Annotated in this window: 19 protein-coding genes; 13 read left to right on the forward strand and 6 right to left on the reverse strand. The window is 66.5% G+C overall.

The window, feature by feature from the left end; genetic code table 11:
* Positions 1-31: 31 nt before the first annotated feature.
* Positions 32-823 carry a DUF1542 domain-containing protein gene (locus FFS52_RS08745; protein WP_137809404.1) on the reverse strand — a complete coding sequence of 264 codons (792 nt, stop codon included), beginning with the start codon at positions 821-823 and terminating at the stop codon, positions 32-34.
* A 94-nt stretch (positions 824-917) separates the two neighbouring features.
* Here FFS52_RS08745 and FFS52_RS08750 point away from each other — a divergent pair, with 94 nt between their 5' ends.
* From FFS52_RS08750 to FFS52_RS08785, 8 genes are all read left to right on the forward strand, one after another.
* The gene (locus FFS52_RS08750) at positions 918-1,505 is read left to right on the forward strand and encodes a GNAT family N-acetyltransferase (RefSeq protein WP_137809405.1); all 588 of its coding nucleotides are present in this window, start codon (positions 918-920) and stop codon (positions 1,503-1,505) included.
* Positions 1,506-1,561: 56 nt separating this feature from the next.
* Positions 1,562-1,765, forward strand: coding sequence for a zinc-ribbon domain-containing protein (locus FFS52_RS08755; RefSeq protein ID WP_068972513.1), 204 nt, complete (start codon positions 1,562-1,564; stop codon positions 1,763-1,765).
* Positions 1,766-1,855: 90 nt separating this feature from the next.
* Complete coding sequence (locus tag FFS52_RS08760) at positions 1,856-3,364, forward strand: protein adenylyltransferase SelO (protein ID WP_137809406.1); 1,509 nt, start codon at positions 1,856-1,858, stop codon at positions 3,362-3,364.
* A gap of 25 nt (positions 3,365-3,389) precedes the next feature.
* On the forward strand, positions 3,390-3,761 hold the full coding sequence (locus FFS52_RS08765) for a TraR/DksA C4-type zinc finger protein (protein ID WP_137809407.1): 372 nt from the start codon (positions 3,390-3,392) through the stop codon (positions 3,759-3,761).
* Between the two features lie 306 nt (positions 3,762-4,067).
* Positions 4,068-5,111 (forward strand): NAD(P)-dependent alcohol dehydrogenase, encoded by a 1,044-nt coding sequence (locus FFS52_RS08770; protein WP_137809408.1) that lies wholly within the window; start codon positions 4,068-4,070, stop codon positions 5,109-5,111.
* An 80-nt stretch (positions 5,112-5,191) separates the two neighbouring features.
* Positions 5,192-5,917 (forward strand): 1-acyl-sn-glycerol-3-phosphate acyltransferase, encoded by a 726-nt coding sequence (locus FFS52_RS08775; RefSeq protein WP_137809409.1) that lies wholly within the window; start codon positions 5,192-5,194, stop codon positions 5,915-5,917.
* Between the two features lie 69 nt (positions 5,918-5,986).
* Entirely contained in the window at positions 5,987-7,078 is a 1,092-nt protein-coding gene (locus FFS52_RS08780) for a YihY/virulence factor BrkB family protein (protein WP_137809410.1), read from the forward strand.
* A gap of 79 nt (positions 7,079-7,157) precedes the next feature.
* Positions 7,158-7,976 carry a DUF1206 domain-containing protein gene (locus FFS52_RS08785; protein ID WP_078113861.1) on the forward strand — a complete coding sequence of 273 codons (819 nt, stop codon included), beginning with the start codon at positions 7,158-7,160 and terminating at the stop codon, positions 7,974-7,976.
* Positions 7,977-8,005: 29 nt separating this feature from the next.
* Here the strand turns inward: FFS52_RS08785 and FFS52_RS08790 are convergent, their stop codons facing one another.
* From FFS52_RS08790 to FFS52_RS08805, 4 genes are all read right to left on the reverse strand, one after another.
* A complete protein-coding gene (locus tag FFS52_RS08790) occupies positions 8,006-9,490 on the reverse strand; it encodes an NAD(P)/FAD-dependent oxidoreductase (RefSeq protein ID WP_137809411.1) in 1,485 nt (494 codons plus the stop codon).
* Between the two features lie 84 nt (positions 9,491-9,574).
* Positions 9,575-10,015, reverse strand: coding sequence for a DUF1622 domain-containing protein (locus FFS52_RS08795; protein WP_065629977.1), 441 nt, complete (start codon positions 10,013-10,015; stop codon positions 9,575-9,577).
* 45 nt (positions 10,016-10,060) lie between these two features.
* Positions 10,061-11,860 carry a thiamine pyrophosphate-requiring protein gene (locus FFS52_RS08800; RefSeq protein ID WP_137809412.1) on the reverse strand — a complete coding sequence of 600 codons (1,800 nt, stop codon included), beginning with the start codon at positions 11,858-11,860 and terminating at the stop codon, positions 10,061-10,063.
* A gap of 120 nt (positions 11,861-11,980) precedes the next feature.
* A complete protein-coding gene (locus FFS52_RS08805; protein ID WP_137809413.1) occupies positions 11,981-12,775 on the reverse strand; it encodes a PfkB family carbohydrate kinase in 795 nt (264 codons plus the stop codon).
* Between the two features lie 151 nt (positions 12,776-12,926).
* Here FFS52_RS08805 and FFS52_RS08810 point away from each other — a divergent pair, with 151 nt between their 5' ends.
* Both FFS52_RS08810 and FFS52_RS08820 read left to right on the forward strand, forming a co-directional pair.
* Positions 12,927-14,066, forward strand: coding sequence for a zinc-dependent alcohol dehydrogenase (locus FFS52_RS08810; protein ID WP_137809414.1), 1,140 nt, complete (start codon positions 12,927-12,929; stop codon positions 14,064-14,066).
* A 457-nt stretch (positions 14,067-14,523) separates the two neighbouring features.
* Complete coding sequence (locus FFS52_RS08820) at positions 14,524-15,216, forward strand: UdgX family uracil-DNA binding protein (protein ID WP_249356375.1); 693 nt, start codon at positions 14,524-14,526, stop codon at positions 15,214-15,216.
* A 42-nt stretch (positions 15,217-15,258) separates the two neighbouring features.
* Here FFS52_RS08820 and FFS52_RS08825 read toward each other — a convergent pair whose 3' ends face one another.
* On the reverse strand, positions 15,259-15,810 hold the full coding sequence (locus FFS52_RS08825; protein WP_171011588.1) for a helix-turn-helix domain-containing protein: 552 nt from the start codon (positions 15,808-15,810) through the stop codon (positions 15,259-15,261).
* A gap of 155 nt (positions 15,811-15,965) precedes the next feature.
* Here FFS52_RS08825 and FFS52_RS08830 point away from each other — a divergent pair, with 155 nt between their 5' ends.
* From FFS52_RS08830 to FFS52_RS08840, 3 genes are all read left to right on the forward strand, one after another.
* A complete protein-coding gene (locus FFS52_RS08830; protein WP_137809418.1) occupies positions 15,966-17,153 on the forward strand; it encodes a cytochrome P450 in 1,188 nt (395 codons plus the stop codon).
* On the forward strand, positions 17,150-17,581 hold the full coding sequence (locus FFS52_RS08835) for a nuclear transport factor 2 family protein (RefSeq protein WP_137809419.1): 432 nt from the start codon (positions 17,150-17,152) through the stop codon (positions 17,579-17,581). Before FFS52_RS08830 ends, FFS52_RS08835 begins: the two co-directional genes overlap by 4 nt.
* Positions 17,582-17,755: 174 nt before the next feature.
* On the forward strand, positions 17,756-18,193 hold the full coding sequence (locus tag FFS52_RS08840; protein ID WP_137809420.1) for a nuclear transport factor 2 family protein: 438 nt from the start codon (positions 17,756-17,758) through the stop codon (positions 18,191-18,193).
* Positions 18,194-18,405: the final 212 nt, after the last annotated feature.

The raw sequence follows: 18,405 nt of genomic DNA on the forward strand, positions 1-18,405 counted from the left end.
AGCGAAGCCGAGTCACTCGGAGGGCGGCCGCTCAGAACCCCCCGAAGTCGCCACCGCCGAAGTCGCCTCCCCCGCCGAAGTCGCCGCCACCGAAATCTCCCCCGCCGAAGTCGCCGGAGTCACCACCGCCGAAGTCGCCGGAGTCACCGTCTTCCAAGGCGCCACCGTCGGAACCGTCGCCGGCGCCACTCTCGAAGGACTGCGCGTCATAGGGGACGCCCGCCATGCCGGAGAACATCGCCGAGAACAGGAACATCGATCCGAGTCCCCAGGCGCCGGCGACCAGAGCCGGTTTCCACCACGGCTCGGAGTACCAGCCGGCGGGTACCGGCCTGCCGGCGACGCGGCCACCGGGATAGTAGTTGGGCGTCTGCTCCGACGGGTTGGGCGATGCCGCGACCTTTCGTCCCTCGAACTCCACGGTCCGGTCCTCGGTGACCGCACCGGCACTCTTCTGCCCGTCGAGCTCGGGGATCGCCGGACCGGGGTCGAGATCCATGGCGGCCCGAGCCGCACGGATGTAGTAGAGCCCCTCGATCGCAGTCTGTTTGGCCAGCCGCGCCTGCACCGGCGAATTGGCCTGCTCGATCTGAGACCCCGCCGCGGTGTATCGCTCCCCCGCGTCGGCCAGCGCCTGTTTCGATGCCGGGCCGTCGCCGACCAGCATGAACACCTGGCCGCCCAGACGTTCGATCACCTGTCGTGCGTCGGCTTTCGCGTCCTCAAGGGTGCGGGCCGTGTTGGCGCCGGAACGCTGTTGGGCGAACACCACCACCCCGACGACGATCACGACGATGACGGCGATCAGGATCAGTGCTTCCATGCTTCCCTCCGGTTTCGCGAGTCCGCAGCCCGGTGGCGGTGACGTCAGGCCGACAAAACGGACACCACTGAGCGTACCGATGCCCGCCGACCCGATGCGTGTCGACAGATGGCGAGCACCTCCGGCCTCGTCCATTCTCCGCGAGGCCGGCGGTGGTCGCGGAGTTTCTGCGGTGCCGCACGCGCAGCCGCCGACCGTCATCGGTCACCCTGGGTGGGTGACCGGTCGACACGCGGTACGAATTCAACCTTCGCAGAACTCCCACCTTGTGGCCGAGCTCCGCTGGGAGTGGGCGTACGAAGACGATCGCTCCGTCGGGCCGTGGCTTGGCGATACCGCCTTCGCCGCCGCGGTTGCGAGTTGGTTGGACGATGAGCGACGAACGCTCTGGACCGCGGGCACGGACGACATGACCGTGGGAATGGTGTGCTTGACCGAACACGCCCGGATGCCGAGTCCCCGGCAGGGCGCCGGCGGCCGATGGGGCTATCTCGGTCATCTGTACGTCCGCCCGGCATTCCGCGGTTCCGGGATCGGACGTGAACTGGTCCGGCATACCGTCGCGACCGCGGACGGCCGTGGATACGCGAAGGTGGTGCTCAACCCGACCGAAGCATCGACAGACCTGTACAAACAATGCGGTTTCACAGCCGAGAACGACCTCATGGTCCGCCGCCCGTGATCGACTACCGCGGCGCGTGACCGGCCGCCGCGAGCCGCGAACTCTACGATGGCGGCGTGTTCTTCTTGTTCGGATATGGCCGTAGGCAGAAGCATCTCGGTGCGGGTCAGACCCGCACCTGTCCCCGCTGCCACAACACCACCCAGTGGGCGCGGATGCGTGAATACAGCCAGTTCAGCGTGTTCTTCATCCCGATCGCCCGGTGGAACCGGCGCAACTTCGAGGCCTGCGGCATCTGCGGCGCGGCGCTGGCGGCCTGATCGCCGTCCGGGGCGAGTGGGGTGGACACTCCTCCCTCGCCCCTTCTGCGCAGCCGGTTTGCCGGTCCGGAAACTGGTTACCCTCGAGGGGTGTCCGTCTCTCCCGATACTCCCGCCCGCACGAGCGCCGCGATCACCGGCTTCGAGCGCACCTTCGTCGACGAGCTGACGCCTTTCACCGTGCCGTGGCAGGGTGCCGAGACGCCTGACCCCCGACTGCTCGTCGTCAACGAGTCACTCGCCGACGACCTGGGCCTCGACATCGCGGCACTGACATCCGACGACGGTGTCGCACTTCTGTCGGGTGCGGCCGCGCCCGCCGATGCCGTCCCTGTCGCCACCGCCTACTCCGGGCATCAATTCGGCGGGTACACACCGCTTCTCGGCGACGGCCGGGCGTTGCTGCTCGGGGAGCTGATCGACCGCGGCGGTCGACGAGTCGATCTACAGCTCAAGGGTTCCGGGCGTACTCCGTTCTCCCGAGGTGGCGACGGATTCGCGGTGGTCGGGCCGATGCTGCGCGAGTATGTGATCAGCGAGGCCATGCACGCCCTGGGGATCCCGACCACGCGTTCGCTGTCGGTCGTGGCCACGGGGCGAGACATTCAGCGCACCGGGGCCGAGCCCGGCGCGGTGTTGGCGCGGATCGCCGCCAGCCATCTCCGTGTCGGCACCTTCGAGTACGCAATCCGGAACACCGACCTGACGCAACAACTCGCCGACTACGCGATCAGCCGTCACTACCCGGAGCTCGCGAAAGCGTCGGAGGCCGGCGACGGCAACCGGTATCTCGCGTTCTTCGAAGCCGTACTCGAACGTCAGGCCGCCCTGGTGGCCCAGTGGATGCTGGTGGGGTTCGTGCACGGCGTGATGAACACCGACAACACGACGATCTCGGGTGAGACCATCGACTACGGGCCGTGCGCGTTCCTCGACGCCTTCGACCCGTCGGCGGTGTTCAGCTCGATCGATCACGCGGGCCGATACGCCTACGGGAATCAGCCCGCCGTCCTGAAGTGGAATCTGGCGCGGTTCGCCGAAACCCTGCTCAGGCTCATGGCCCCGACACCCGATGAGGCGATCGCTGCGGCGTCGGACGTGCTCGCCACCTACGAGGCGCGGTACGAACACCATTTCGCCACCGGCATGGCGTCGAAAATCGGTCTGACAGAAGCGCTTTCCGAACCCGAACTGGTCGCCGACCTGTTGACCCTGATGCGTGATCATCGCGCGGACTGGACAGGCACCTTCCGGGCGCTGGCCGACGAACTCCGCGGAGATCAGGTCCCGATCATCAGCCTCATGCCGCGCGAGCAGATCGGTCCGTGGCTGAAACGATGGCGCCGTGAACTCGCCCGTCTCGGTCGTGAGCCCGGTGCGGTCGCCGAGGCGATGGATACCGTGAACCCGGTGTACATCCCGCGCAACCATCAGGTCGACGCCGCTTTGCGCGCCGCGACCGACGGCGATCTGGAACCGTTCACGCGGCTGATGGATCCCGTCACGCATCCGTTCGAACGCCGCACCGAATGGGCTCACTTCGCGGCGCCGGCCCCGCAGGCGTTCAGCGACAGCTTCCAGACCTTCTGCGGCACCTGAGCGAGACGACGTCGGTGGGCCCACGGTGACCTCGAGGCAGGATGACGAGTCGCGGGATGTGCTGCTCGCAGAACGGGAACGGACCGCCGCGCTGATCGAATCGTTGTCGTCCCGGCTGGCCGCGGTGCTCGAGGCGACCAGCGACGCGGCGGCCGACGACGAGCACGACCCGGAAGGTTCGACTCTCGCGGTGGAACGCGGCCATCTGGTTGCGCAGCTGGAACGGTCGCGAGTCCGGCTCGACGAGATCGGTGCCGCCCTGGACCGGGTCGGCGCGGGTGCCTACGGCCGGTGCGAGGACTGTGGCGAACCCATCGGTGCCGAGCGCCTCGAAGTCCTGCCGGCCACCCGGCAGTGTGTGCGGTGCGCCGCTCGGAATCAGTCGCGACGATGGTGACCCGGAGTCGCAGCGTTGTCCGGTCCACCCGTACTCCAAAGTGCATCCGGTCCTCTTCCGCCTCCGGCCGTCGTCTCGGCTGATCGACTCTGCCACAGGATGTTTGACGCACCCGCCGACACGCCCGGCACGCCGCGACATCGAACTCCGTGGTCCGTCCCGGCTTCTGATCGGCATTGTCCACCTGTGCCGCGGTTCAGCAGGAATTCGCGTCTGGTTTCCCGCCGACGTATGCGCGTATCGCCATACGCGGGTAGACCGGAAGGCGGGAGAGCACGCAACGACTCGAACCGAGAGGTGTCCGGCATGAAAGCCATCCAGATCGTCAAGCCAGGAAGTCCGCCCGAGCTCCGCGAGGTCGACAAGCCGACACCCGGCCCCGGCCAGGTGTTGTTGAAGGTGACTGCCGCCGGTGCGTGCCACTCCGACGATTTCGTGCTCAACATGCCCGCCGAGGGTTTTCCCTATCCGTTACCCATGACGCTCGGGCACGAGGGAGCCGGTGTGGTCGCCGAGATCGGCAGCGGTGTGACGTCGCTGACCGAGGGAACCGCGGTGGCGGTCTACGGCCCCTGGGGTTGCGGGACCTGTCACTTCTGCTCGCGTGGGTTCGAGAACTACTGCAGTCGTGCGGCCGAACTCGGCATCACTCCCCCCGGGCTCGGCAACGAAGGTGCGATGGCCGACTACATGATCGTCGACGACGCCCGGCACCTCGTTCCGCTCGGCGACCTCGACCCGATCGCAGCGGTACCGCTCACCGACGCGGGGCTCACGCCGTATCACGCGATCAAACCGTCGCTGCCGAAGCTCGTCGGCGGCACCACGGCCGTCGTCATCGGTGCGGGCGGATTGGGGCACATCGGGATTCAGCTGTTACGGCATCTGACCCCGGCGCGCATCATCGCCCTCGACCTCAGCGAGGACAAGCTCGCGTTCGCACGCGAGGTGGGTGCCCATGAGACCGTTCTCAGCGATGCCGACGCCGTGGCGAATGTCCGGAAGATCACCGAAAACGTCGGCGCCACCGCGGTATTCGACTTCGTCGGCTTGCAGCCGACCATCGACACCGCGATGGGAATCGTCGGCACATTGGGCGACGTCGTGATCGTCGGCATCGGTGACGGTGTCGCCGCTGCGACGGTCGGCTTTTTCACCCAGCCCTACGAGGTGTCGGTTCGGGCGCCGTACTGGGGTGCGCGGCACGAACTGATCGAGGTCCTCGACCTCGCGCGCGACGGTGTCCTGGAGGTCGCCGTCGAGAAGTTCTCCCTCGACGACGGGCTCGAGGCCTACCGTCGGTTGGCCTCGAACGAACTGCGTGGCCGGGCGGTCGTCGTCCCCGACTGACCTCGGAGCTGTACCCGGGCTGTCATGCGGAGTCCCCGTTGCGGCACCGCGGCGCCGCAACCTACGGTACCGTAACTTGGGTGAAGGTCGAGCTGTCCGAGGCACAGGCGGTATACGAGCACTACCTGACCCATCAGCAGGACCGGGCCCGGGCGCGCATGATGTACGCGGTGCTGGCTGCCAGCATCCGACCGGTCGTGCGCTTTCGTTCGCGGGAGGCGATCGTCCGCACCGTGCGCAGCGGGGCGCCGCTGCTCATCGCGGCCAACCACGTCTCCGAACGGGACCCACTGGTACTGGCAGCGGCGGGCTTCCGGTCACCGCTGCGGCGCCGGATAGGCAGCCTGCGTGTCCTCGCGAAGGACGAGCTGTTCCAAGACGCGGAGCAGCGGAAGAAGATCGACACCCTGGGCGGGATCCCGGTGTTTCGCAGCAAGGACCACGGAGTGCGAGCTGCGGCCGACGCCGGGCGTCAGATGATCGCCGTCTGCGTCGAACGAATGGCACGCGGGGACAGCATCGCGGTGTTTCCTGAGGGGACCTGCAACGAGGGCGACCCGACGGAGGTTCAGCGGCTCGGCACCGGGATCGGCCACATCGCCCATCGAGCCCTGCGAGACGGTGTCGGACTGTGGTTGGTCTCCGCCGGGATCGCCTACCCGGCCGGTGGTGGCCGGCCCGTTGTCGCTCTGGGTGAACCGGTGGACCTCGGCGCCCGTCGAGACGACACACCCGCCGCCGTGACCCGCTGGATCCAGCGAGATCTGCAGGGGGCGGTCGACGACGCCTGCGGCCACGTGCGCTGACCCCACAGGTGACGGGTGCGCCGACGTCGGCCGGGTTTGGCTTGCGTGTTCGCCGGTTAAGCGCAGGGGATGAAACGAGATGACGCCGCTGAACGAGCGGACAAGGATCCGGCCTCAGCTGAACCGGACGTTCGCGACGACCCCGAATCGGCCGACCCCGATGATCCGCGCAAGCCGGACTCCCCCACTGACCTGACCAAGCCGTCCCTCCTCTTCGTGCTGAAGAAGACCGCGCGGGAGTTCTCGCGCGATCAGTGCACCGATCTGGCAGCGGCGCTCACCTATTACTCCGTGCTCTCGCTGTTCCCGGCGCTGCTCGCGCTGGTCTCGCTGCTCGGTGTGTTCGGCCAGGGCGAGAAGACGACCGACGCCGTCCTGCAGATGGTCGACGACCTCGGACCGTCGTCGGCCGTGGACACGTTGCGGGGCCCCGTCGAACAACTCGTGGCCGCCCCCAGCGCCGGTTTCGCCCTCGTACTCGGTCTGCTCGGCGCGCTCTGGTCCGCGTCGGGTTACGTGGGGGCGTTCGGACGCGCGATGAACCGGATGTACGAGATCGACGAAGGCCGTCCCATCTGGAAGCTGCGGCCGATCATGCTGCTCGTGACCCTCGTAGCACTCGTGCTCGCCGCTGCCGTGGCACTGATGCTGGCCGTCAGCGGACCGATCGCGAAATCGATCGGAGACGCCATCGGTTTCGGCGAGACCGCGCTGACCGTCTGGAACATCGTTCGATGGCCCATCCTCCTGCTGTTCGTGATCCTGATCGTCGCCATCTTGTACTGGGCGACCCCGAACGTGCAGCAGCCGAAGTTCCGGTGGATCAGCGCCGGTGCGGTGCTGGCCATCGTCACCTGGATCGTCGCGTCGGCGGCATTTGCGCTGTACGTCTCGAACTTCGGCAGCTACAACAAGACCTACGGCGCACTCGCGGGAGTCATCGTCTTCCTGCTGTGGCTGTGGCTGACGAACCTCGCGCTGCTGTTCGGGGCCGAGTTCGACTCCGAACTCGAACGTGGCCGACAGCTACAGGCGGGGATGCCGGCCGAAGAGCACCTGCAACTGCCGCCTCGGGACACCACGGCGTCGGACAAGAACGACGAGAAGGACCAGAAGTACATCGAACAGGCTCGGGCCCTTCGTAACTCGCAGGGGAAGTGAGCGACCGGCCGGCACCCCGTAACGTCAGTGGAACCGGCGGGGCACCAGCTCGGTCGAACGGCGGAAGGAACGTGGCGCGATGAGCCGCAATCAAGTGACCGGCGCGGTCGACCGCGCCACCGACAGCCCTTGGTTCGAACGCTTGGCGCGTGCCGGCCACGCCGTCAGCGGCCTGCTCCATCTGCTGATCGCCTACATCATCCTGCGCCTCGCCTTCGGTGGGGGCGGGAACGCCGACCAGTCGGGTGCGTTGGGGATCTTCGCCGACTCGTCCGGCGGCCGCGTCGTCCTGTGGGTGGCCGCGGTCGCGTTCGCAGCACTGGCGCTGTGGCGACTCGCCGAGGCCGTCGTCGGACCCCACGCCACCGAACCGGGCGAGGACAGTGATGGCGCCGAGCAGTGGTTCGATCGCGGAAAAGCGTTGTCGCTCGCCGTGGTCTACGTCGGGTTCGCCTGGTCGGCAATACGTTTCGCGACCGGCCAAGGGAAGTCGAGTGGTCAGGAGAACGCCGGACTGACAGCGCGACTCCTGCAGTCCGGTGGCGGGAAGTTCGTCCTCGTCGCGGCCGGCCTGATCATCATCGGCGTCGGCGTCTACCACGTCTACAAGGGAGCCAGCCGGTCGTTCCTCGACGATCTCAAGATCTCCGACGACAAGGCGGCGACAATCGCGGGCGTGATCGGTTACTGCGGCAAGGGTGTCGTTCTGGCCGGCACCGGCATCCTGGTCATCGTGGCTGTTGCGACTGCCGATCCGTCGAAGGCCACGGGGATCGACGGCGCGGTCAAGACACTGGCCGGCCTGCCCGCCGGGCAGGTGCTGATGATCCTGGCCGCGGTGGGTATCGCGGCCTACGGCGTCTACTGCTACTGGCTGGTGCGGTTCGCGCGGATGTGACTCAGCCGCCGTCCGGCGAGTCGTCACCGCTACCCGACCGTCGACCGCACCCGCTCCCCCGCCCGCGCGAATCGGACGTTGTCGTCGGCGACGTCACCACGGAACAATTTGCGGTCGGCGTAGTAGCTCATCGACATCACCCAGGGCTCCTCAGCTCCCTGCTTGGGCAGGGTGTCGAGGGCTCGTTGGACGTAGCCGGCCCCGAAGTCGAGCAGTGGCCGAGTCGGCATATCGGGGTCCGCGACCGCCCACACACTGTCGTATCCGTGAGAATCCATGTGCGCCAGAAGTTTGCAGAAGTATTCGCACAACAGTCCGATCTTGAGGGTCCACGACGCATTGGTGTAACCGATCGCCAGCGCGAAGTTCGGCACACCGGACAGCATCATCCCGCGGTAGACGACGGTGTCGGGAAGGGACACCGGTTCACCGTCGACGCTCAGCTCGATGCCGCCGATGATCTTGATGTTGAGCCCGGTCGCGGTGACGACGATGTCGGCCTCGAGTTCCTCCCCGCCCACTGTCCGGATGCCGTTCTCGGTGAAGGTGTCGACCCGGTCGGTGACGATCGAGGCCTTCCCGGAGCGGATGGCCCGGAACAGGTCGGCGTCGGGCACCACACACAGCCGCTGGTCCCAGGGGTTGTACGGGGGATTGAAATGCGTGTCCACCGGATAGTCCTCGGGCAGCTGAGATTCGTTGATCTTGCGGATCAGCCGACGAGCGACCGATGGGAATCGCTGGCACAGTTCGAAGAGCAACCGCTGCTGCGCGACGTTCTTGTGTCGGGTCAATGCGTATCCGCGTTCGGTGCCGAACACTTTCTTGAGGGTGTTGGCGATGGCGTCCTCGCGGGGCAGCGGGAGGATGTAGGTCGGTGTGCGCTGGAGCATGGTCACGTGCGCGGCCTGTTCCGCCATCGCGGGAAGCAGTGTGACCGCCGTTGCGCCGCTGCCGATGACCACGACCCGCTTGCCCGTGTAATCGAGGTCCTCGGGCCAGTGCTGCGGATGCACGATCTCGCCACGGAAGGTCTTGGTGCCGGCGAACTCCGGCGCGAACCCCGCGTCGTAGTCGTAGTAGCCCGAGCCACAGAAGATCCATCGCGCACTGATCTGGCTTCGCGTTCCGGTGTCGGTGCGTTCGACGTCGACCGTCCATCGCGCGGTGTCCGACGACCACGCGGCCGCCACCACCCGATGCCCATACCGGACCAGCGGAGCGAGATCGTTCTCGTCGATCGTCTCGTGGAGGTAATCGAGGATTCGCGGGGCGTCGGCGATCGCCTGTCGATCGGTCCAGGGCTTGAAGTCGTACCCGAAGGTGTGCAGGTCCGAGTCGGACCGAATCCCCGGGTAGCGGAACAGGTCCCACGTACCGCCGGCGGTATTCCGGGCCTCGAGAATCGCGATCGACTTGCCAGGGTGTTCGGTTCGCACCCAGCGGGCCGCACCGATGCCGGAGATCCCGGCACCGACGATGAGGACATCGACTTCGTCTGGGATCGTTGTCACCCGGCACTCCTTCGGTCGGTCTGTCGGTGATCGGCATCCAGGATGCCTCGCCGGTCGTTGTCGGCGCCAGACCGGGTGGCGACACTACCCGTCGACGCGTCGCGCGGTGCGTTCGGTTGTCGGTCGCGCAGCTGCTGCGTCGTTCGCGACCGCTGCACCGAGCAGTTGTCCACCGCTGGTCAGCAACGCTCGACGCCACGGCGCCACGCCCTCGATCTCGATCTGGATGGACATCGACAACACGGTACGGATGAGGACGATGAGCCCGAGGATGAGCGCATCCTCGATCGACGGTTTGGACGTGATGGTGCGGATGAGATCCGCCGCGACCAGGACTTCCAGCCCCAGGAGAATGGCTGCTCCGAGTGTGTTGCGCAGTACCGAGAAGGCAGTGTTGCCACCCTCTCCCCGACGGAGCGAACGTGCGCCCAGCACGCACGCAATGATCGCTCCCACGATCATTGCGAAGGCTCCAACTGCCTCGAACCCGACCGCTACCGCTGTGAAGAGTTCCTCACCGCTCATGCGGTGGAGAGTACGGGACCGGGGCGCAGCCGGTGTCCCGTGTAGTCAGTCGTTGTCGGACTGCCGTCCGGGTAGGAACTGGCGGATTCCCTGTCTGGCTGCGTTCTTGGCGACGGCCCATGCATCGTCATCACCCTTGACCAGCGCCTCGCCGAGGGCGAGGACCTGCTCGCGGGTCGCGTGCGGCGGGACGGGAGGCACCGTCGGGTCGCAACGCACGTCGAGCAACGCCGGTCGATCGGCGGCCAGGGCGGTGTCCCATGCGGTACCGAGACCATCCGGGTCGTCGACGTTGATCCCGACGAGTCCGATACCCCGCGCGAAGGCCGCGTAGTCGACGTCGGGGAGTTCCTGTGAGGCAGCGAATTTCGGCGATCCTGACATCGCGCGCTGTTCCCACGTGACCTGGTTCAGGTCGTTGTTGTGCAACACCACGACGACGAGCCGCGGATCCGTCCACTGCTGCCAGTAGTGCGCCACGGTGATCATCTCGGCCAGGCCGTTCATCTGCATCGCACCGTCGCCCTCGAAGGCCACCGCGGGCCGGTCGGGGTGCGCCCACTTGGCGCCGATGGCATAGGGCACCGCCGGCCCCATCGTGGCCAGCGTCCCGGACAGCGACCCCCTCATCTCGGCGCGGAAGACGATGTGCCGTGCGTACCAGTTGGCGGCACTGCCCGAATCCGCGGTGATGATGCAATTCGACGGGGCGCGTGGCGAGAACTCGTGAAAGATGCGCATCGGATTGACCGGATCCGCGTCGGTCATCGCCTGGCCGGCCGCATTCGTCCACCAGCGCTCGACGTCGGCTTCGACCTTGTCGCGCCACGAGCGGTCGGTCTTGGGTTCGAGCAGCGGGATGAGAGCTTGCAGCGTGGCGCGTGCGTCGCCGACGACATTGAGCTCATTCGGGTAGCGCATGCCGATCATCTCGGGTGAATGGTCGATCTGCACTCCCCTGGCCTGTCCGAACGACGGAAGGAACTGCGAGTACGGGAAATTCGATCCGACGGTCAGCAGGGTGTCGCAGCCCGACATCAATCGATGGCTGGCCGTCGTGCCGAGCAGGCCGATGGATCCCGTGACCCACGGCAGCGTGTCGGGGAGGACATCTCGCCCGAGAAGGGCTTTCGCGCAACCGGCGCCGAGGATGTCGGCAACCGTGATGAGCTCAGGCGCACATCCCCGTGCGCCCTGGCCGACCAGCATCGCGACCCGCTCCCCGGAGTTGAGGATCTCGGCGGCACGCGAGACCGCGTCCGGGTCCGGCGCGGAAGTCGCCGAGGTGACCCCGAGGCTGGACGGGACCTGCTTGAAGGCCTGCCGTGGTGGCTCGTAGGTCAGGTCGAGAACATCCGAGGGAAAGATCAGGGCCGTCGGCGCGCGTTCGGCGAGCGCGATCCGGATCGCCCGGTCGATGAGATTCGGAAGCTGTTCGGGCACCATGCACACCTGCACGAAGTCGCTGCAGACGTCCTTGTACAGCGCCAACATGTCGATTTCCTGCTGATACGCACCACCCATCGCGGATCGCTCGGTCTGCCCGACCAGCGCGACGACCGGTACGTGGTCGAGTTTGGCGTCGTAGAGCCCGTTGAGGAGGTGGATGCCGCCGGGATCACTGGTCGCGGCACATACACCGACCTCACCGGAGAATTTCGCGTACCCGACGGCTTGGAACGCGCTCATCTCCTCGTGGCGCGATTGGACGAACTGCGGATCGTTCTCCGCGCGAACCCAGGCCGACAGCAGGCCGTTGATGCCGTCGCCGGGGTAGCCGAAAACCTGCCGGACACCCCACTCCCGAAGGCGTTGCAGCACGATGTCGGCGACGGTCTCGGACATGGGTTCTCCTCGGGACGACATCCCGGACGGTGACGGTGACCGCCGGGCTGTCGCTCGACTACCCGGGGAGAAGCTCGCTGACACCCGACGGGCTGGGCCGACCGAGCACTCGCCCGTGGGTCACCTCGATCCGTGCCACACGGCGTCGAACGGTGCGTTCGAGGCGAGACGGCCGACGATGCCGTCGTGGGTGAACTGCTTGGCGGTGCGGATCGCGTCGAGGACCCCTGCGCCCTTGGTGAGTTCGGCGGTGGTGGCGGCCGCGAACACGCAGCCGGCTCCGGAGACCCGCTCGTCGCCCACCTTCGGGGCACGCAGGACGGTGACCTCGGAGCCGTCGAAGACGACGTCGATCGCCTCCTCGCCGGGGAGTCCGACCCCGCCCTTCACGACGACGACCTTCGGCCCGAGATCATGGATTCGCCGCGCCGCCTCGGCGAGGTCGTCTGTGCACGTCAGTTCGTCCATGCCGGCCAAGGTCGCGGCCTCGAACAGATTGGGGGTCACCACGGTGGCGAGTGGCAAGATCTCGGAGCGGAGGGCGTTGTCGGTGTCGAGTGCGGCGCCGGGTTCCTGACCCTTGCAGATCAGCACCGGATCGACGACGACGTCGCGCCACTGTCGGGAGCCGAGCGCCTGCGCGACGGTGGAGATGGTGGCCGGGGTGCCCAGCATGCCGATCTTCACGACCTCGGGTTCGTGCGCGGCGGTGGCCACCTCGATCTGATCGGCGATCACCCCGGAGTCGATCGGTACGAACCGATGGGACCACTCGTTGTTCGGGTCGAAGGACACGATGCAGGTGATGGTCCCGACACCGTAGGTACCCAGCTGCGCGAAGGTGCGCAGGTCGGCCTGGATGCCCGCTCCCCCGCTGGCCTCCGAACCGGCGATCACATAAGACACCACTGACATCGACGATCTCCTCCCGCGGCCTGTCCTGGATTCGGGTTCCTTTTCTACACCCCCGCGCGTGACACCAGTCTGCGCCCATTGCGCCGTCGCCGCGGTTGGTACGGCACCCGTGGGGGTATCCGAGCGCGCATGAGTCCAGACACCATGCGCAATGGTCTACCGCGGCCCCTACAAAGTCCGCGTGGAGTCCAAGCCCGTCCCCGCCATCGAACATCCCAACGACGCCATCGTGCGGGTGACGCACGCCGCCATCTGTGGGTCGGATCTGCACCTGTACCACGGCATGATGCCCGACACCCGGCCCGGCATGACCTTCGGACACGAGTTCATCGGCGTGGTCGAGGCAGTCGGGGGCTCGGTCCAGAACCTGCGCGTCGGCGACCGCGTGATGGTGCCCTTCAACGTCTACTGCGGAACGTGCTACTTCTGCGCGCGCGGCCTCTATTCCAACTGCCACAACGTCAATCCGAACGCCACCGCCGTCGGCGGGATCTACGGCTATTCGCACACCTGCGGTGGATACGACGGCGGCCAGGCCGAATTCGTGCGGGTCCCGTTCGCCGACGTCGGCCCCGCTGTCATTCCCGACTGGATGGACCCCGAGGACGCACTCCTACTGACCGACGCCCTCGCGACCGGCTACTTCGGAGCCCAGCTCGCCGACATCCGTCAGGGCGAGACCGTCATCGTGTTCGGTGCCGGACCGGTCGGTCTGTACGCCGCGCGGTCGGCCTGGTTCATGGGTGCCGGACGGGTCATCGTCATCGACCATCTGCAGTATCGCCTGGACAAGGCGGCTCAGTTCGCTCACGCCGAGACCTACAACTTCGCCGAATACGACGACATCATCGTCCATCTCAAGAACATCACCGACAACATCGGTGCGGATCGGGTGATCGACGCCGTCGGCGCCGAGGCCGACGGCAATTTCCTCCAGCACGTGACCGCGTCCAAGTTCAAGTTGCAGGGCGGGTCACCGATCGCCCTCAACTGGGCCATCGATGCGGTCCGCAAAGGCGGCACCGTTTCGGTCATGGGGGCGTACGGGCCGATGTTCAGCGCGGTCAAGTTCGGCGACGCCATGAACAAGGGACTCACCCTGAACATGAATCAGTGCCCGGTCAAACGGCAGTGGCCGAGACTGTTCGAACATGTGCGTGACGGGTACTTCAAGCCGAACGACATTGTGACGCACCGTATACCGCTCGAACACATCGCCGAGGGCTATCACATCTTCTCGGCGAAACTCGATGACTGCATCAAGCCCATCGTCGTCGCCGACGCCGCCTGAGGAGGACGCCATGCCCGCTTATCCCGCTGACCGACCCAACGATCCCGACACTTCCGCTCTCGTCGACCGCATACCGGGCTGGGGAGTCGATCTGGACACCGCGAACCGCCCATCGGTGCCCCGTGAACTACCCGTCGAGCCGGCGCCCGGTGTCCACTGGACCGTCCCGGACGACCAGCCCGAACGCTGGCCGCGCGAACGATCGAATGAACACGCTTTTCTCCCACCGGTTTTCGGCACGTCTACCCCCGCCACGCGGGCTCTCCGGAGCGATTCGGAAGTTCGCTTATCGTCGTCCCGTCGTGGCAGCGCCCGAGTCGACACCAACCACACCTGGATCGATCCGCTGATCGTGGGCGGTCCGTGGGTGATCACCGGGGCCCTTGCGGCCGTTGCGGCACGGCGTCTGTTGCGGTTGACTCGACGATCTCGTCGATGACACCGGCTGTGGGACATCGTGACTCCCAGAGCTGACGCGTCGCATGCGGGGGCCGCGCAGTTCGTTCCCGACTCGCACGACCTCACCGTTCTCACGTCGGCGGCGCGGGCCTGCCGCGGCTGTGACCTGTACCGCGAGGCCGACCAGACGGTCTTCGGGAAGGGCTCGCCCGGTTCGACGATCATGTTCGTCGGTGAACAGCCCGGCGATCAGGAGGATCGTGCGGGCGAACCGTTCGTCGGTCCGGCAGGCCGCTTGTTCGACCGCGCACTCGACGCTGCCGACATCGACCGGGAGACCACCTACGTCACCAATGCGGTGAAACACTTCAAGTTCACCCGTGCGGCGGGCCAGAAGAGGCGGATCCACGAGAAGCCGAATCGCGGCGAGGTCATCGCGTGCCGGCCGTGGTTGCTGGCCGAACTCGATGCGATCTCGCCTCGCATCGTCGTGTGTCTGGGTGCCACGTCCGCACAGGCCCTGCTGGGCACCGGCTTCCGGCTCACCCGGCACCTTGGCGAGCGCTTCGATCTCGGCGCCGACGGAGACCTCGGCCCAGACCACTCCGAGTCCGTGGTGGCGACCGTTCACCCCTCGTCGATCCTGCGCGGACCCGCAGATCAACGCGAGCGGGCCTTCGACGCCTTCGTCGCCGACCTCCGCGTCGTCCGGGATCTGGCGAGCGAAGCCGACTCGCAGGCGTCTCACTAGTACCGGCTCGGTGGAGTGGCACCAGCGCCTCCGGGGCGCGCATCAACGGTCGCTCCGCATGACGCCACCCACCAGCGCGTCGACCGCTGCTGACTCCTGCTCGGGTGGCATCGGCCATGTCGCCAGGGCCATGAAGCCACGAATGATCCACTGAGCTTGTGCGATGTCACGCTCGGCGAGTCCCAACAGCGTGATCGCGGCTTCGGTTATGGCCGGGGATGCCAACGCTTCCGGGGCAGTCCTGAAGAACCGTTGTGATGCCAGGAGCTGCTGGATCACTCTGTCACGGCGCACCTCTTGCAGGGCCACAGTGATGGCAGCTACCGAGCGCTCCGCGCCTTGCAAGCGCGCCGTACGCGCGGCGACGGTGGTGGTGATCCGTATCGACGACGCGGCAAGCACTGCGTCGATGATCGCCTTCTTGCCGCCAACATGTCGGTAGACGGTCGCGCGTGAACAGTGCGCACCGCGGGCCAGCTCGTTGATGTCGAAGTTGTCGACACCGTTACGGCGGATCAGTACCGCCGCTGCGGCAATGAGACGGTCTCGAGCCCGGTCGGATCGGTGCTCGTCCAGCAGCCAGTCGTGCGCCATATTCTCATCCTGAGACATTTGGCGGATATGTCGCAACCGATCGATGCAGTTGCCGACAGTGCGATGAGAAGTACACGCGCCGATCTCGACGCGCTGCCGTATCGACCTTCTGAGAAGCGTTGCGCTGCCGGTTTCGCGGCGTGCACCCTTGTGCCGTGCTTGATCTCGATGATCCGTATCCCACACTCGCCAGACTGACCCGGGCAGAACCGGTCAGCCGCATCGCGGACTCATCCTTCTATTTGGTGACGAGCTGGGACGCGATCGCGGAGGCGGTGGCGCGGACCGACGACTTCTCCTCGAATCTCACCGCGACCATGGTGTGGAAAGACGACGGAACCGTCGAGCGACACCCGATCGCCGAGCTCGGGTCCCCGCTCCACGTGCTGGCCACGGCCGACGACCCCGACCACAAACGCCACCGCGCGATGGTCATGCCCTCGCTGGTGGCCAAACGGGTTCGCGATCTGGAACCGTTCATCGACCGCACCGTCCAGCAACTGTGGGACGACGGTGTGGTCGACGGGCAGATCGACTGGGTGAGCCGGGTCGCCCAGCGTCTGCCGATGGCCGTCGTCGCGGAGTTGCTCGGGTTTCCCGCAGTCGACATCGACGACCTCGTTCGGTGGTCGTTCGCAGCGACCATCCTGCTCGACGGGGTGGTCACGACCGCCCAACTCGAGACAGCGAGCGAGGCTGTCGGTGAACTGAGCGCCTACCTGTCGAGCGCGTTCGACAGCTCGCTGCGTCAACCGCGAGAGAACGTGATGGGCGACCTGGCACGGCTGGTCGAGGTCGGCACTCTGGACCGCGACACAGCCGTCATGATCAGTCTTCAACTCGTGGCGGCCGGCGCGGAATCGACAGTGAGCCTGCTGGGTAGCGCGGTCTACCTACTCGGCCGCAACCCGCACATCGTCGACAGGCTACGCGGGGACCGTGAGCTCATCCCGCGGTTCATCGAAGAGGCCCTGCGCCTGGAATCGCCATTTCGCGGCCACTATCGGCACGTCGTCGCGGACACCGAGCTTCATGACGTCGACCTGCCCGCGGGGTCACACCTCTACCTGATGTGGGGAGCGGCCAACCGCGACCCGGACACCTTCGATGATCCCGACGAGGTCGACCTGGACAGCTCCGCGCGGCGTACACACATGGCTTTCGGAAAGGGCCTCCACCTGTGCGTGGGAGCGGCGCTGGCACGGCTCGAAGGCCGGGTGGCCATCGAGTGTCTTCTCGACAGAACGCCACGCGGCTTCACCGTCGACACTGCGAATCCCGCGTGGGAGCACAGTCTTCTCGTGCGACGTCTGCAGAGCTTGTCGATGCGGATCGTCGCGTGACGCTCCCGGCAGAGGCGGCGAAGACACATCTGCTCCAGCGCTATGCACAACTACTCGATACCGGCGAGCTGACGGCCGTCGCTGAACTGTTCGACCGTGCGGACATACTCGTTTCGGGCACGCAGATAGGCACCGGAAGCGACTTCGTCGAGCAACTGTTACGAGACACGGTGATCATCCACGCGGACGGTACGCCCGGCACGCGTCACATCGTGACGCCCCGGTCGTTCGACTTCGAAGGCGACGGTCGCGTGACCGTGCACTCTGACTACACGGTTCTACAACCTGTCCTCCGGCCGGGAGAAGTGGTCATGGTCGGCCGTCATCACGACACGCTTGTTCTCGATGCCGGAGGATGGCACTTCGACAGCCGCGATTACGGTGACATCACCTACGTGGGTGACACTTCGGCGCATTTGCGATCGTGACGCCATACCGGCGCAGTGATCCAGGCTCACGGCGAAGAGCCGGCGAGTCGCTACGGCCCCCGCGAAAGTCCGACGTGCGTCCGGGTCGGTGTCTATAGTCGGCGAGGCGGTGCTCGGCCGTGCGAAACACCGCGTCGCGGCGTGCTGGACCGCAGATCGACGGACTGGAGAACGATGGACCTGCAGGAGATCAGCGACCGGTTCGGCATCGCGGACACGTTGTACCGGTACTCACGTGCGGTCGACACCAAGAACTGGGAACTCTGGCGCTCGGTGTTCACCCCGGAGGCGGTGGTCGACTACTCGTCGACGCCCTACGGTCAGGCGGGCACCCGGGACGAGATCGCCGCGTGGCTGGAGGAGAGTTTCGCGTTCGTGTCGGTGAGTCAGCACTTCATCACCAACATCGAGTACACATTCGACGAAGACCGGGCCGACGTGCGCGCCATGTTCTACAACCCGATGCGTTTCGTCGGCATGCCCGAACTCAGCACCTGCGGCGGCAACTACCACCATTCGATGGTCCGGACCGTGGATGGCTGGAAGAGCGCGGGCCTCCTGGAGGAGTGCCTGTGGTTCGAGAATTCGCCCGTTCCGTCCAGTGACGAATGACGCGCCCGCAGCGGCGGTTCCGGGCACCGAGCGGCCGTCCTGCAGACTTAAACCTGTAGAGGTTTTAACCGGTCGCGCCTCTTGACGATGTCGGTCGAGAGATCTCCGGCGCCCCGTCATCGCCGCCCGCGCCCGACGATGTCCCAGTTCGCCGGCCCCGGACCGGTACTCGACGCCCCTGTCTGCGGGTCCTCGTCCCGTGGTCCGATCAG

Source organism: Gordonia sp. ALPHA1B1, from assembly GCF_005502615.1.
GTDB lineage: Bacteria > Actinomycetota > Actinomycetes > Mycobacteriales > Mycobacteriaceae > Gordonia > Gordonia hongkongensis.